This is a genomic window from Stenotrophomonas sp. YJH_SMC_12-1, assembly GCF_059370935.1.
Window position 1 is genome coordinate 45,181 of sequence record NZ_JCAFUD010000013.1, and the last position, 14,714, is coordinate 59,894.

At 68.6% G+C, this 14,714-nt stretch carries 15 protein-coding genes; 8 read left to right on the forward strand and 7 right to left on the reverse strand.

Annotated features, from left to right (window positions below):
* Nucleotides 1-108: 108 nt before the first annotated feature.
* Nucleotides 109-786 (forward strand): response regulator transcription factor, encoded by a 678-nt coding sequence (locus AC5P8Y_RS19315; protein WP_049403468.1) that lies wholly within the window; start codon nt 109-111, stop codon nt 784-786.
* Between the two features lie 6 nt (nt 787-792).
* On the opposite strand, the gene AC5P8Y_RS19320 is transcribed toward AC5P8Y_RS19315, so the two are convergent.
* Entirely contained in the window at nt 793-1,230 is a 438-nt protein-coding gene (locus AC5P8Y_RS19320) for a DUF6165 family protein (RefSeq protein WP_049403467.1), read from the reverse strand.
* Between the two features lie 129 nt (nt 1,231-1,359).
* Between AC5P8Y_RS19320 and AC5P8Y_RS19325 the strand changes: the two genes are divergently transcribed.
* A complete protein-coding gene (locus tag AC5P8Y_RS19325; protein ID WP_049403481.1) occupies nt 1,360-2,058 on the forward strand; it encodes a TorF family putative porin in 699 nt (232 codons plus the stop codon).
* On the opposite strand, the gene AC5P8Y_RS19330 is transcribed toward AC5P8Y_RS19325, so the two are convergent.
* Nucleotides 2,055-3,203 (reverse strand): MFS transporter, encoded by a 1,149-nt coding sequence (locus tag AC5P8Y_RS19330; RefSeq protein ID WP_329772748.1) that lies wholly within the window; start codon nt 3,201-3,203, stop codon nt 2,055-2,057. The genes AC5P8Y_RS19325 and AC5P8Y_RS19330 overlap by 4 nt on opposite strands.
* A 143-nt stretch (nt 3,204-3,346) precedes the next feature.
* Here AC5P8Y_RS19330 and AC5P8Y_RS19335 point away from each other — a divergent pair, with 143 nt between their 5' ends.
* Nucleotides 3,347-4,234, forward strand: a complete 888-nt coding sequence (locus AC5P8Y_RS19335) for a LysR family transcriptional regulator (protein ID WP_049403465.1) — start codon at nt 3,347-3,349, stop codon at nt 4,232-4,234.
* Here the strand turns inward: AC5P8Y_RS19335 and AC5P8Y_RS19340 are convergent.
* Nucleotides 4,203-4,670, reverse strand: a complete 468-nt coding sequence (locus AC5P8Y_RS19340) for a YehS family protein (protein WP_005411992.1) — start codon at nt 4,668-4,670, stop codon at nt 4,203-4,205. The two genes, AC5P8Y_RS19335 and AC5P8Y_RS19340, sit on opposite strands and share 32 nt — an antisense overlap.
* Before the next feature lie 83 nt (nt 4,671-4,753).
* Between AC5P8Y_RS19340 and AC5P8Y_RS19345 the strand changes: the two genes are divergently transcribed.
* Nucleotides 4,754-5,242: a hypothetical protein gene (locus AC5P8Y_RS19345; protein ID WP_005407755.1), complete on the forward strand. Its 489-nt coding sequence runs from the start codon at nt 4,754-4,756 to the stop codon at nt 5,240-5,242.
* 99 nt (nt 5,243-5,341) lie between these two features.
* On the forward strand, nt 5,342-6,094 hold the full coding sequence (locus AC5P8Y_RS19350) for an SDR family NAD(P)-dependent oxidoreductase (RefSeq protein ID WP_495202132.1): 753 nt from the start codon (nt 5,342-5,344) through the stop codon (nt 6,092-6,094).
* A gap of 89 nt (nt 6,095-6,183) precedes the next feature.
* Here AC5P8Y_RS19350 and AC5P8Y_RS19355 read toward each other — a convergent pair whose 3' ends face one another.
* From AC5P8Y_RS19355 to AC5P8Y_RS19370, 4 genes are all read right to left on the reverse strand, one after another.
* Nucleotides 6,184-7,083, reverse strand: coding sequence for an SPOR domain-containing protein (locus tag AC5P8Y_RS19355; protein WP_033833599.1), 900 nt, complete (start codon nt 7,081-7,083; stop codon nt 6,184-6,186).
* A 21-nt stretch (nt 7,084-7,104) separates the two neighbouring features.
* Nucleotides 7,105-8,793, reverse strand: a complete 1,689-nt coding sequence (gene argS / locus AC5P8Y_RS19360) for an arginine--tRNA ligase (protein WP_012478915.1) — start codon at nt 8,791-8,793, stop codon at nt 7,105-7,107.
* Between the two features lie 113 nt (nt 8,794-8,906).
* Complete coding sequence (gene radC / locus AC5P8Y_RS19365) at nt 8,907-9,611, reverse strand: RadC family protein (protein WP_033834996.1); 705 nt, start codon at nt 9,609-9,611, stop codon at nt 8,907-8,909.
* A 69-nt stretch (nt 9,612-9,680) separates the two neighbouring features.
* Nucleotides 9,681-10,307: a response regulator gene (locus AC5P8Y_RS19370; protein ID WP_033834997.1), complete on the reverse strand. Its 627-nt coding sequence runs from the start codon at nt 10,305-10,307 to the stop codon at nt 9,681-9,683.
* A gap of 228 nt (nt 10,308-10,535) precedes the next feature.
* Here AC5P8Y_RS19370 and coaBC point away from each other — a divergent pair, with 228 nt between their 5' ends.
* Genes coaBC through AC5P8Y_RS19385 form a run of 3 tightly spaced genes read left to right on the forward strand, consistent with a single transcriptional unit; the run spans nt 10,536 to nt 14,623 of the window.
* Nucleotides 10,536-11,798: a bifunctional phosphopantothenoylcysteine decarboxylase/phosphopantothenate--cysteine ligase CoaBC gene (gene coaBC, locus AC5P8Y_RS19375; protein WP_033834998.1), complete on the forward strand. Its 1,263-nt coding sequence runs from the start codon at nt 10,536-10,538 to the stop codon at nt 11,796-11,798.
* Nucleotides 11,795-12,268, forward strand: coding sequence for a dUTP diphosphatase (dut, locus tag AC5P8Y_RS19380; protein WP_005411999.1), 474 nt, complete (start codon nt 11,795-11,797; stop codon nt 12,266-12,268). Before coaBC ends, dut begins: the two co-directional genes overlap by 4 nt.
* Nucleotides 12,269-12,280: 12 nt before the next feature.
* A complete protein-coding gene (locus tag AC5P8Y_RS19385) occupies nt 12,281-14,623 on the forward strand; it encodes a phosphomannomutase/phosphoglucomutase (protein ID WP_033834999.1) in 2,343 nt (780 codons plus the stop codon).
* The last annotated feature ends 91 nt before the right edge of the window (nt 14,624-14,714 follow it).

Sequence of the window (14,714 nt, forward strand, 5' to 3'; positions counted from 1 at the left end):
AACCGCAGCTGAGCATGTTCCGGGGCCGCTGCTGCGTTGCAATAAATTGGATTCCGCTGCTCCCGGCGCGGGCCTACGGTGGGCACTTCGTACCGTCGGATCCATGTGATGCCGCCTGCCGTTCCCGCTCTGCCCCTCGATCGGCCCCGCCGCCTGGCAATGCTGGCGCCGCATCCCGTGCTGCGCCTGGGGGTGGAGGTGGTGCTTTGCCAGCACGGTGGCGTGCAGGTCTGTGGCAGCTTCACCCGCGAAGGTGATCTGCTCGATCTGCTGCAGCGCCAGCCGGATGGCATCGACCTGTTGCTGATCGACCTGCTGGCGCCGTGCGGACCCGAACAGGGCCTGGCCCTGTTGCGGCTGTTGTCGCGGCGCTGGCCGCTGCTGCCGGTGCTGGTGCTGTCTGCGCACTGCAATGCCAGCACGGTGACCATGGCGATGCAGGCCGGCGCGCGCGGCTTTCTGTCCAAGGGAACCACGCCGGAGATGCTGCGGCGCGCAGTTGACGTACTGGCGCGTGGCGGCCGCTTCGTGCCCCCGGAGTTGCGCACGCAGTTGAGCCGATCGCGCATGCGGCGCACACCGGCGCCGGTGCTCACGCCCTTGAGCCGACGCGAGCGCGAGGTGCTCCGGCTGGTCCTGCAGGGCTGCACCACCGGGGAGGTGGCGCGGCGCTTCGGGCGCACGGCCAGTACGGTCAGCACGCAGAAGCGGACCGCCTACGAGAAGCTGGGCATCCACAGCGATGGTGAGCTGTTCCGCATCCGGCACCTGCTCGAATGCGGATGAGCGGGCTTACTCGCCCTGGTACTGTTTCTCTTCCACCAGCGCCGAACCGGCCACGCGGTTGATCTCGTTCTTCACCTGCACGCGCTCACCATTGGTGCCATAGACACCGCGTGCCAGCTGGATGAAGGCATCGTCGAATACCTGGGCCGCTTCCTTGTCGCGCAGCTGGTCCTGGATGTCCCACATGCGCTCGTTGATCGCCTTCAGCTGCTGCTGCAGCGCGGCCAGGGCCGGCTGTGCCTGCAGCTGCTGCTGCAACAAGGGCAGCAGGCCGTCCAGTTCGGTGCGCACGTTGGCCAGCTTGGCCGCATCGTCGATGCGCTCGGCCTTGATCTGGAGAATGGTGATCTTGTCGATCAGCTCGCCGATCGATACCGGGGTCAGGATGGCGTCCACGCGGTTGGTTCCTGGAAACAGGGCGCCATGATACCGCGCTGCTGGCATTGGCCGCAGTCCACGGGATTTACGCCGAATTTGCGCCACGGGCCCGGCAGCACCCTCGATCCGTTACGGCCCCCGCCTCGACACTGCGTTCCCGGCGGCGTGACCGCCTTCGACGAGGAACACAGTGCAGTGAACAGCAAGGCGATGATGGCGGCGCTGGTGGCCGCCCTGGCAGGGCTGCTCGGGATCGGCAGCGCGCAGGCGCAGGTGCAGGTCAGTGGCAGTGCGGCGTTGACCAGTGACTACGTATGGCGCGGCAGCTCGCAGAGCGACGGCGACCCGGCGGTGCAGGCCGGCGCGAAGGTCTCGATCCCAGCGGGCTGGTACGCCAGCGTGTGGGGGTCCAACGTTTCGTTCAAGCCGGACAATGGCGCGCGCAGCGAGTTCGACCTGGTGGCGGGCTGGTCCGGCGCACTGGCACCGGACTGGAGCCTGGATGCCAACCTGACCCGTTACGTGTACCCGGGCACCGGCCGCGCGCTGGACTGGACCGAGCTCAACACCACGGTGACCTGGAAGCAGCGCGCCTGGCTGCAGGTCGCCCATTCCAACGATGCGTTGGCCGGTGGCCATCGCGGTACCTATGCCCAGCTGGGTGTGCGTGTGCCGTTGCACGAACGCCTCCGCCTGGAAGCAGCGGTGGGCCAGTACTGGCTGGCCACCGCGCAGGGCCCGGACTACCTGCATGGGCAGCTCAGTGCCATCGCCTCGCTGACCCCGGCATGGGAACTGCGCGCCACCGTGCATGACACGGACAACGCAGCCAAGCGCCTGTTCCCCGGCAACGCCGGTGGGCGATGGGAGCTGGCGCTGCAGGGCAGCTTCTAGTCGGCCAGCGACGCCTGGCGCGCGCGCAGCGCGCCGGGCAGCCACAGCAGCAGGGCCAGCGCAGCCACGGCAGCGCCGGCCACGCAGACGCCCGTCCAGCCGAAGCGCTGGTAGACCTGCGCAGACAGCAGCGAACCCAGCGAACCGCCGATGAAATAGCCGGTCATGTAGCCGGCATTGAGGCGGTTGCGTGCCGCCGGTTGCAGTGCGTAGATCAGGTTCTGGTTGCTGACGTGCAACAGCTGCGCGGCCAGGTCCAGCACCACCACGCCCACCAGCAGCGCCAGCAGCGAGTGTGCCGACAGCCCCAATGGCAACCACGACAGCAGCAACAGCAGCAGTGCAATGGCGGTGGCACGCCCGGTCTGGCCACGGTCGGACATGCGGCCAGCCAGGGCGGCCGCCAGCGTGCCGGCCGCGCCGACCAGCCCGAACAGCCCGATGGTGGCGTCGCTGTAGGCATACGGCGGCTGTGCCAGCAGGAACGCGAGCGGGGTCCAGAAGATCGCGAACATGGCGAAGCTGCAGGCGCCCAGCAGCGTGCGCTGGCGCAGCACCGGTTCCTGCACGAACAGCACGCCGATCGAGCGCAGCAATGCGAAATAGCCCAAGCCGGCGCTGTGGTGGAATCGCGGCAGACCGCGCTGCAATGCCAGTGCGGTCAGCACCAGGGTGGCAGCGGCGATCGCATACACCAGGCGCCAGTCGCCCAGGCTGGAAAGCAGGCCGGCCACGGTGCGCGCCAGCAGAATGCCCAGCAGCAGGCCACTCATCAGCGTGCCGACCACGCGACCGCGATGTTCCGGCGCGGCCAGCGTAGCGGCGAACGGCACCAGCACCTGGGCGACCACCGAGAACAGGCCGGTGATGGCGGTGCCCACCAGCAGCCAGGTCAGTGACGGTGCGCAGGCACTGATCACCAGTCCGCCGGCCGACAGCAGGCTCATCACCACGATCAGGCGGCGGCGTTCGAACAGGTCTCCCAGCGGCACCAGCAGGATCAGTCCGGCGGCATAGCTCAGCTGCGCGGCGGTAACGACCATGCCGACCTGGCCGAACGGCACACCGAAGGCGTCGGCGATGGTGTGCAGCAGTGGCTGCGCATAGTAGTTGCTGGCCACGGCCACGCCGGTAGCCACGGACATCAGCAGCACCTGCCAGCGGTGCAGAGGGGGGAGGGACGGGCTCACGCGGTGTTCCAGGAAGCGGGGGGCACAGTGTCCACCTGCTGCGGCCATGATGGAAATGAATCATCATCATCCATGCCATCTGGAAACGAGATAGTTGGATGAATCTCAAGCAGCTCGAGTTTGCCGTTGCCCTTGCCGAGGAGGGCAATTTCACCCGCGCAGCCGAACGCTGCCATGTAGTGCAGTCCGCGTTGAGCCACCAGATTGCCTACCTGGAGCAGGAACTGGGCACGCCGCTGTTCGAGCGCCTGCCGCGGCAGGTGCGGGCGACGGCAGCGGGTGAGGCGCTGCTGGTGCACGCACGCCAGGTGCTGGTCAGCCTGCGCCACCTGCGCGCCGACGTGGCCGCGGTCAGTGGCGAGGTGCGCGGGCTGCTGGCGATCGGGCAGATCTCCTCGCTGACCGATATCGATGTGGTGGCGATGCTGGCCGCGTTCCAGCAGGCGCACCCACAGGTGGAATTCCAGTTGCGGGTGGACAAGAGCGAGGACCTGATCGCGCAGGTGCAGTCGCGTGACCTGGATGTTGCACTGGTGGGGTTGGCGCCCTCGGCCGGCCTGGACGGGGTCTGCCACCAGATGCTGCAGGAAGAAGACCTGGTGGCGGTGCTGGCGCCGTCGCACCGCTTGGCCCGGCGCAAGCGGCTGCCATTGACCGAATTGCAGGACGAGGCGCTGGTCGACTTCCCGCGCGGCACTGGTGCGCGGCGGCAGACCGACGATGCCTTCGCCGCCGCTGGCCTGCCGCATGCGGTGCGCTTCGAGGTCAATCTGATGGAACTGATCGAGCGCTTCGTCCGCCATGGGCTGGCGGTTGGCATCGTGCCGACGTTGATTGCCGAAGGCTTCCAGGGCGTGGTGCAGATTCCGCTGCAGCCGACCCCGACCCGCCGCGTGCACCTGGTCTGGCAGCGGCTGCCGACACCGGCGGCGCGGGCGTTCGTCGAGGCCGTGCTCAGCCGCGCAGGCGCAGGCTCAGGCCCTTGAGGAAGTTGCGCAGCATCTGGTCCAGGCAACGCCGGTAGTTGGTGTGCCCGGGCTGGCGGAACAGCGCACCGACTTCCGACTTGGAGACGTTGAAACCGGCGCTGGCGAAGATTTCCATCAGATCGACGTCGCGCAGCTGGAACGCCACGCGCAGCTTCTTCAGCACCAGGTTGTTGTCGATGCGGGTTTCCACCGCGCGCTGCGGCTGGCTCTCGTCGCGACCGCGCAGGTGCACGATCAGGCCATCGAGGAAGTGCGCCAGCGCGCTGTCGCTCATCGCTTCGAAGCCGGCTTCGTCCTCGCGGCGCAGCCAGGCCTTCACCTGTTCGGGATCCACGGCGAAGGCCGGGTCGGCCATCTGGCACAGGGTCACCACGTGGTGGTCGCCCAGGTCCAGGGAATAGCGCACGCTGCGCAGGACATCGTTGTTGATCATGGCCCATTGTACCGGCCCCTGGCGTGTCACCGGACTGTCATCGAACTGCAGCATCGTGGGCACTCGTTCGCTGAGACCCTTGCATGCGCCGGTATCTGTTTTCCGCACTGCTGCTCGCCAGCAGCTTCGCTGCCTTCGCCCAGGACCGCTTCGTACCCGTCGAGCGGCGCCTGAGTGCATCTCAACTGGCCGAGGTCGGGCTCAGTCCAGCGCAGTTGCAGGCGCTGAACCGGGTACTGCGCGAGGCAGAGCGCGCGGCCACCGGGCCGACGGCAGCGGTGGCCCCCGCCGCTGCGCCGCTGCCTGCCAATGTGCCGGCACCGGCAGCAATGCATCTGGGCCTGGAAGAAGGACCGGTCAATGCACGCGTGGTCGGAGAGGTCGCAGGCTGGCAGCCCGGCACGCTGTTCACCCTTGATAACGGCCAGCAATGGCAGGTGATGAAGGGGCAGATGAAGCTGCGCAAGGTGCTGCAGTCGCCGCAGATCGCCGTTGTTCCAGGAATTGCCGGGCGCTGGTTCCTGCAGGTCGACGAAGACCTGCCCAAGGCCCGGGTATTCCGCGTGCGCTGAGCCGCGCACGCCTCGGGCGTGGTCAGCCGGCATCGACAACGCAAGGGCGGGCCGACGGTGCCAGAATGGGCGTCCGGTTTTTCCCCCTGGAGTTGCCTGATGACCCGCACTGTCCTGATTACCGGCGCCACGTCCGGCTTCGGCGCCGCCGCCGTCCACCGCTTCGCCCAGGCCGGCTGGAAAGTGATCGCCACGGGCCGCCGCGGCGAACGCCTGCAGCCGCTGGTCGATCGCTACGGCAAGGACGTGGTGCATGCCGCCGCCTTCGACATCCGCGATCCGGTTGCGATGGAAGCGGCGCTGCTGGCACTGCCGCCGGCCTTTGGCGAGATCGATCTGCTGGTCAACAACGCCGGCCTGGCGCAGGGCACCGCGCCGGCACAGAGCGCCAAGTTGTCGGACTGGACCACGATGATCGACACCAACATCACCGCGCTGGTGACCCTGACCCACCGCCTGCTGCCGCAGCTGGTGGAGCGCAAGGGCGCGATCATCAATATTTCGTCGGTGGCCGGCGTCTACCCGTACCCGGGTGGCAACGCCTACGGTGGCACCAAGGCTTTCGTCAGCCAGTTCTCGCTGGGCCTGCGTTCGGACCTGCACGGCACCGGCGTGCGCGTGACCACGATCGAGCCAGGCATGGCTGAAACCGAGTTCACCTTGGTGCGCACCCACGGCGACCAGGCGGCGTCGGACAAGCTCTACAACGGCGCCAACCCGATGACCGCCGAAGACATCGCCGAACAGATCTTCTGGGTGGCCAGCCTGCCGCCGCACCTGAACATCAATCGCCTGGAACTGATGCCGGTCAGCCAGTCCTTCGCCGGTTTCCAGGTCGCCCGCGAAGGCTGACCGCCGTTTGTAGAGTCGAGCATGGCTCGACTCTGCAGAAACAAGAAAAAGCCGGGCAATGCCCGGCTTTTTCATTCACAGCGGCAGGCTTACTGGGCCTTGATCGCCATCGCCTGCAGGCCGGTGCCATCCAGCTTCTGCTTGGCTTCGGACAGTTCACCGGCACTGCCATACGGCCCCATGCGCACGCGGTACACGGTCTTGCCGTTGATCTGTGCTGACTCCACGCGTGCCGCAAGTCCCATCATCGCCAGCTTGGCCTTGGTTGCTTCGGCATCGCCGGAGGCGCCGAAGGCGCCTGCCTGCAGGATATAGCGGGCGTTGTCGGCGGCCGCGGGTGCGGCAGTGGCCGGGGTACCCGCCGTTGCCGTTGCGGTTTCCGCGCGCGCTGCCGGCGTGGCGGCGGCGGTGCTGGTCGAGGCCGTGCTGGCCGGCGGCGTTGCCGCAGCCGGACGTTCACTCAGCGGTGCCGGCAGCGGACGGCTGGTGGCGGTCACCTGCGCGGTGCTGGACACGCTGGCGGTGGCCGCCGGTGCCGGTGCGGTCGTGGTCGCCGGCGGAACCGGCTTGCCTTCCAGTGCCGCCTGCGCGCGCTGTGCTTCGGCCTTGGCCCGGCGCTGGTCTTCGGCACGCGCGCTGGCGGCCAGTTCGGCGTCGGACATCTCGACTTCCTTGCCCGGCAGCAGGGTGTAGAAGTCGTACTGGGTGGCGGCCGGCTTTTTCGGTTCGGCCTGCTTCGGCGCAGCCGGCTGCGCGGCCGGCTGGGTACCGACATCGCTGTCGGCATCGGCGACCGGGGCCGGCTGCGCGTTCGGGTTCGGCTGCGGACCGGCGCGCAGGAAGCCATCGCCCTCGCCCTTGAACAGGTTCGGCGCCGCCAGGAACACCACGGCCGCGATCGCTACACCGGCCACCAGCCACACCCATCCGGGGGTGCCCTGGCTGCCGCTGTTGCGTCGTGCCTGGCTTTTGCCGCGTCGTGCTGCCATGTGTACTGCGTCTCCTGATGCTTACATTTTTTCCGGGGCGCTGACGCCCAGGAGTTCGAGGCCATTGGCCAGTACCTGGCGCGCCGCACAGGCCAGGGTCAGTTTGGCGTTGCGATCGGCGGCATCTTCCACCAGCACCGGCGTCCCGTGATACCACGTGTGGAACGCGTGCGCCAATTCACGCAGGTACTGCGCCACCAGATGCGGTTCCAGCGCCACGCCGGCCGCTTCCACCACTTCCGGATAGCGCGAGATCTCGTTCATCAGCAGCAGCGAGGCGTCGTCGGCCAGGCGGCCGAGGTTGGCCAGGCCGTTGCCCTGCTCATACACCAGGCCCTTCTCCTGCGCCTGGCGCAGCAGGCTGCAGACGCGGGCATGCGCGTACTGCACGTAGAACACCGGGTTGTCGTTGCTCTGCTGGCGGGCCAGGTCGATGTCGAAGGTCAGCTGCGAATCTGGCTTGCGCGCGATCAGGAACCAGCGGGTGGCATCGCGGCCGGCTTCCTCGATCAGGTCGCGCAGGGTGAAGTAGCTGCCGGCACGCTTGGACAGCTTCACTTCCTCGCCGCCACGCATGACGGTGACCATCTGGTGCAGCACGTATTCCGGCCAGCCCTGCGGGATGCCCACTTCCATCGCCTGCAGGCCGGCGCGCACGCGGGCCAGCGAGCCGTGGTGGTCGGCGCCCAGCTCGGTGATCGCGCGCTCGTAGCCGCGCTGCCACTTGGACAGGTGGTAGGCCACGTCGGGCACGAAGTAGGTGAAGGTGCCGTCGGACTTGCGCATCACGCGGTCCTTGTCGTCACCGAAGTCGGTGCTGCGCAGCCACAGCGCGCCACCTTCTTCATAGGTATGACCCGACGCCTGCAGCTTGGCCACCGCTTCGGCTACCTTGCCGTCGGCGTACAGCGAGCTTTCCAGGAAATAGATGTCGAAGTCGACGCCGAACGCGGCCAGGTCCAGGTTCTGCTCGTTGCGCAGGTAGGCCACGGCGAAGCGGCGGATCGCCTGCATGTCGTCCGGGTCCTTGGCGCCGACCACGGTGCTGCCTTCCAGGTCGACGCTGGCGCCGGCCATGTAGGCGCGGGCGACGTCGGCGATGTACTCGCCGCGGTAGCCACCTTCCGGCCAGCCGTCCTGGTCCGGCGCGATGCCTTTGATCCGTGCCTGGGTGGACAGCGCCAGGTTCTCGATCTGCACGCCGGCGTCGTTGTAGTAGAACTCACGCTTGGCGTTCCAGCCGTTGGCATCGAGCACGCGCGCCACGCAGTCGCCGATCGCCGCCGCGCGGCCATGGCCGACATGCAGCGGGCCGGTCGGGTTGGCCGACACGTACTCCACGCCCACCGTGCGGCCATTGCCGGACAGGTTGCGACCGTAGTCGTGGGCTTCCTTGATGACCGACGCGGCTTCGCGCTGGTACGCGGCCGGGGCCAGGTGGAAGTTGATGAAGCCGGGGCCGGCGATCTCGACCTTGCTCACGTCCTCGCTGCGCGGCAGCGCCTCGACCAGCGCCTGCGCCAGTGCGCGCGGATTGCTGCGCGCGGCCTTGGCCAGCAGCATCGCGGCGTTGGTGGCGAAGTCGCCGTGGTCGCGGGTCTTCGGGCGCTCGACCACGAAGTCCGGCGGCAGGGAGTCGGCGGGCAGGGTGCCATTGGCGCGCAAGGCTTCGATGCCTTGGCTGATCAGGGCGCGGAGGAGATTTTTCACGAGGCCTGCTGTGAGAATGAGCGGCGGAATCGCCCATTTTAGCGCAGATACCCACGCCCACGCTGACCAGAACATGCCTGTGGGGGCGGCCGATGGCGCCTGAAGGGCCGCGCTCAGCCGAACAGCCGCGGCTGGGGCAGGGATAGCAGGCCCCGTTCAGCAAATGAAACGGGACGGCCCTCGCCGACCACGAAGTGGTCCAGCAGGCGCACGTCCACCATCGCCAGCGCCTGCTGCAGTTCGTCGGTGATGCGGGTATCGGCGCTGGAGGGTTCCGGGTCGCCGGAAGGGTGGTTGTGGCTGAGGATCACCGCCGCCGCGTTGTGCAGCAGAGCGCGCCGCACCACTTCGCGGGGGTAGACCGGTGCGGCGTTGATGGTGCCGTGGAACAGCTCTTCACAGGCGATCAGGCGGTGGCGGTTGTCCAGGAACAGGGCCATGAAGACCTCGCGGGCCTGGCCACGCAGCCGGTGCTGCAGGTAGCGGCCGACCGCCGCCGGATTGTTGCCAACCGCCTCGCCGTGCTCCAGCTCGGCCGCCAGGTAGCGATGGGCCAGTTCCAGCCCGGCAGCAAGCGTGCAACTGCGTGCCGGGCCGAGCCCGGGCAGGCGGGCGAGCTCGGCGGCGGGGCGGTCGAGCAGTACCCGCAACGGGCCGTGCGCCTGCAGCAGGTCGCGCGCGGTCTGCACGGCATCGCGGCCACCGAACCCGGAGCCGAGAAACAGGGCCAGCAGTTCGGCGTCGGAAAGTGCCGTGGGCCCGCGCGCGATCAGCTTCTCGCGGGGGCGTTCCTGTTCGGGCCAGTCATGGATGGGCATGGCCCATCATCGCCAGACCTTGCGGTGGCTCCCATCGGGGCATGCCGCGGACTGGGGTCGGAGGTTGCCTCAGCCGCGCCGGGTCTGCAGGTAGTCGAACAGTTCCTGGTTGTTCTGCAGGCCCAGCTTGCGCTTGGCTTCGGCCTTCTGCCGGCTGATGGTCTTCGGGCTGCGCCCGCAGCGCTCGGCGACTTCGTTCACGCTGAGGCCGGCTGCCAGCAGCTCCAGCACTTCCTGTTCGCGTGCCGACAACGGCGCCGGCTGACGCGGAAACAGCAGGTCGCGCGCCTGCAGGTGGTGGCGCAACTGCTGGGAGACGAATACCTGCCCGGCCAGCGCGGCGTTCAGCGCGTGGGGCAGTTCGGCGAAATCGGCGCACTTGTCGACCAGGCCACTGATACCCTCCCGCAGCAGGCTGTCCAGCAGGCCGGGATGGCGGGCGCCGGTCAGCACCACCACCGGCAGGCCAGGGCGGCGCATGCGCAGCGCGTCGATCAGCTCCGGACCGTCCGGACCGGCACCCGGCATCGACAGGTCGGTCAGCACCGCATCGCAGTCGTGGTGATCCACCAGCTCCAGCAGCTGGGCGCCGTCGCGCGCACTGCCGACGATGTCCATCAGGTAGGTCTGCAGCACGATACGGATGCCATGCAGGACCACGGGATGGTCGTCGGCGATGATGATGCGCGGATGCACGCGGCTCCTCGAAGGTCGGACAGGCCACGGCGGGCGGCAGCCAATGCCTGATTCTGCAAAAGCGCAGACCCGTAGAGGTATAGGAAAGGTCCGAAACTGGTACCGGGTGAATCCCGGGTCAACGGAGACGGACTCCATCTGCTGATAGCCGCCCGCTATGTGCGCCCTGCACCGGGACATTACCGGCCATCGGGTAAGCTAGCGCCCTCGTTTGCACAGGAATTCCAGGTGGCTGACTCCCCCAACGCTTCCCCCGCGCCGGCCCGCGCGCTGGAAGGTCAGAAACTGCTGTTGTGCGTCGGAGGCGGGATCGCGGCCTACAAGGCCCTGGAACTGGTGCGGCGCCTGCGCGACGCCGGTGCCCAGGTGCAGGTGGCGATGACCGCCGGAGCACAGCAGTTCGTCACTCCGCTCAGTTTCCAGGCCCTGTCCGGGCAGCCCACCCGCACCACGCTGTGGGACAGCGCCGCCGAACAGGCCATGGGCCACATCGAGCTGGCCCGCTGGGCCGACCGCATCGTGGTCGCCCCGGGTACCGCCGATCTGCTGTCCCGGCTGGCCCAGGGCCACGCCGATGATCTGGTCAGCACCCTGTGCCTGGCCAGTACCGCGCCACTGACGATCTGCCCGGCGATGAACCACCGCATGTGGCTGCATCCGGCCACCCAGGCCAACATCGCCCTGCTGCGCCAGCGCGGCGCGCAGGTGGTCGGCCCGGTCGACGGTCCGCTGGCCGAAGGCGAGTCCGGTCCCGGCCGTCTGGCCGAACCGGGCGACATCGTTGCCGCGCTGGCTGCCAATGGCAGTGCTGCAGCGGCGGTTGTCGCACCGGAAACCCGCGCGCTGCAGGGCCTTCGCCTGCTGATCAGCGCTGGCCCGACCTATGAAGACATCGATCCGGTGCGCTACGTCGGCAACCGCAGCAGCGGCAAGATGGGCTTTGCCCTGGCCGCGGCCGCCGCGACGATGGGCGCCCAGGTGGTGCTGGTCAGCGGTCCGGTACAGCTGCCGACGCCAGCCGGCGTGCAGCGCGTGGACGTGCGCTCGGCCGCGCAGATGCGCGATGCCGTGCTGAAGTCGTTGCCGGCCGACATCTATATCGGTGCCGCCGCGGTGTCCGACTACACGCCACGCCAGGTCGCGCCGCAGAAGCTGAAGAAGACCGCCGACAGCCAGTCGCTGGTGATCGAGCTGGTGCGCACGCCGGACATCCTCGCCGAAGTCGCTGCACAGACGCAGTCGCTGAAGCTGGTGGTCGGCTTCGCCGCCGAGACCCACGACGTGGAGAAATATGCGCGTGGCAAGCTGGTCGACAAGCGCCTGGACCTGGTGATCGCCAACCAGGTCGGCATCAGCGGTGGTGGATTCGAGAGTGACAACAACGCCGCCACGGCCTTCTGGCAGGACGGTGAACAGGTATTCCCGGCCACCTCCAAGCGCGAGCTGGCCGAACAACTGCTGGCGCTGATCGCGCGGAGACTCCAGGCATGACCCAGGCTTTCACTTCCCAACCGCTGCAGGTCAAGCTGCTTGATCCGCGTTTCGGCGACAGCTGGCCGCTGCCCGCCTACGCCACCGAAGCCAGTGCCGGCATGGACCTGCGCGCGGCGCTGGATACCGCGCTGACCCTGCAGCCGGGCGACACCGCGCTGGTGCCCAGCGGCCTGGCCATCCATATCGCCGATCCGCACCTGTGCGCGGTGATCCTGCCGCGTTCCGGGCTGGGCCACCGCCACGGCATCGTGCTCGGCAACGGCACCGGCCTGATCGACGCCGATTACCAGGGCCCGTTGCTGATCAGCGTCTGGAACCGTGGCCGCGAGGCCTTCACCATCGAGCCGGGCGATCGCATCGCGCAGCTGGTGGTCGTGCCGATTGCCCGCGTCAGCCTGCAGGTGGTGGATACTTTCACCGACAGCGTGCGGGGAACGGGTGGATTCGGCCATACCGGGGTGCGTTGACGGGGGACATTGATGAGCGGCATCGGGGAAGGGCAGCGGGAACGGTCGTTGGGACGCAGTGCGCCACTACTGGGGGTGCTGCTGGTCCTGCTGGCCGGCTGGTTCGGATGGAGCGCGGTGCAGCAATGGCGGCAGGAGTCCAATGGCCAGGCGCTGGAAGAAGCGCGTGACCAGGCCGTGCAGGGCTTGCAGGAGGCCGCAGCCGGCCAGCTGAAGCAGCTGCAGCAGCAGTTGAAGAACGAACGCGTGCAGCAGGCACTGCAGGCCGGTGACGCCGCGGCAGCGGCGCTGGCCGTGCGCGAGAGCTGGACCGGCGTGGAGCAGGCTGACGTGCTGACCGCCGATCTGGCCACGGCCTATGCCGACCCGGCCACCTTCGGCTACGCACGCCTGGCCCTGCTGGAACAAGCGCTGGCCGAGGGCAAGCCTGGCCTGCGCGTGGTGCGCGATGCAGGTGGCAATCGCCTGGGTCTGGCGGCTCCGGTGCAGCTGGGCAGCCTTGGCCCGGCAGTGCTCTACGTGCGCCAGCCATTGCTGCGGCTGACCTCGCCGCTGGACCAGGTGAGCGCCCCGTCCACCGGTTTCCTCGGCCTGCGCCAAGGCACGCATGACCTCGTTGCCCAGGGCGACGCCGGCCTGGCCGAGAGCGCCGAAGCGCTGGCGCGCCCGGTTCCGGGCACGCCGTTGCGGCTGGTGGCCGCCGTACCGAATGTCGAAGCGGGTCCACTGGGCCTGGGTTCGCTGGCCAGTGCCATCGTCGCGCTGCTGCTGGCGTTCATCGCCGTGCTGCTGGTGGTGGGTCGCGGCCGGCTGCCGAAGTCGCTGCCGTTGCCGCGCCGTGCGGCCGTGGCGGAAGCGGATCATGGCCCGACCCTGAGCGAGAGCCTGCAGATGGCGCCGCCACCGGTGGCCGCCGCCAGCGCCGCGGACACTGCGCCGCCGCCGCCACCGGTCCCTGCCGGGGAACTGGCCGCCGGCATCTTCCGCGCCTACGACATCCGTGGCGTGGTCGGCAGCGAACTGACGCCGAAGACCGCCGCGCTGATCGGCCAGGCCATCGGTACCGTGGCGCTGGAACAGGGCCTGCGCGAGGTGGTGATCGGCCGTGATGGCCGCCTGTCCGGCCCGGAACTGGCTGCGGGATTGGCCGAGGGCCTGCGTCGCACCGGTTGCGCGGTGATCGACGTCGGCCTGGCACCGACGCCGGTCGTCTATTACGCCGCCTTCCACCTGCGTACCGGCACCTGCGTGGCGGTCACCGGCAGTCATAACCCGCCCGAGTACAACGGCTTCAAGGTGGTCATCGGCGGCGAGACGCTGTCAGGCGATGCCATCACCGATCTCTACCAGCGCATCGTCGAGGGGCGCCTGGCGCAGGCGGCCGAGCCGGGCGATTACCAGCAGCGCGATGTCAGTGCCGACTACATCCAGCGCATCGCCGACGACGTGCAGCTGGACCGCCCGTTGAAGGTCGTGGCCGATGCCGGCAACGGCGTTGCCGGTGCGCTTGCACCACAGCTGCTGGAAGCCATCGGCGCCGAAGTCATCCCGCTGTACTGCGATGTCGACGGTACCTTCCCCAACCATCATCCCGACCCGAGCGAGCCGGCCAACCTGGAAGACCTGGTGCAGACGGTCAAGCGCTTCGGCGCCGACCTCGGCGTCGCCTTCGACGGCGACGGAGACCGGTTGGGCGTGGTCACCGGCGAAGGCAGGATCATCTATGCCGACCGCCTGCTGATGCTGTTCGCCGCCGACGTGCTGATGCGCAACCCCGGCGCGATGGTGATCTACGACGTGAAGTGCACCGGCAAGCTGTCCGATCACGTGCTGCGCAATGGTGGCAGCCCGTTGATGTGGAAGACCGGGCACTCGCTGATGAAGGCGAAGATGCGCGAGACCGATGCCGAGCTGGCCGGCGAGATGAGCGGCCACTTCTTCTTCAAGGAGCGCTGGTTCGGTTTCGACGATGGCCTGTATGCCGCCGCACGACTGCTGGAGATCCTGGCGCAGCGCGAGGAAACCCCGGACGAGGTGCTGGCCGAGCTGCCGGAGATGGTGGCCACGCCGGAACTGAAGGTGCCGGTGGCCGAAGGCACGCCGCACGCGCTGGTGGCGATGCTGGTGGCGGCGGCACAGTCGCCGGAGAATCCGTACGTGGGTGGGCGGCTGTCGACCATCGACGGCCTGCGCGTGGACTTCCCCGATGGTTGGGGCCTGGTGCGCGCGTCCAACACCACGCCGGTGCTGGTGCTGCGCTTCGAGGGCAACGACGAGGCGGCACTGGAGCGCATCCAGGCGCTGTTCCGCAGCCAGCTGCAACCGGTGCTGGGCGACACCCCGCTGGGGTTCTGACCCCTTTGGAAGCTGCAGCAGAATGGGTAGTGCCGGCCGCTGGCCGGCAAGCCCATGAACCTCACACACCCTGCAGTTGCCGGGCTGCGGC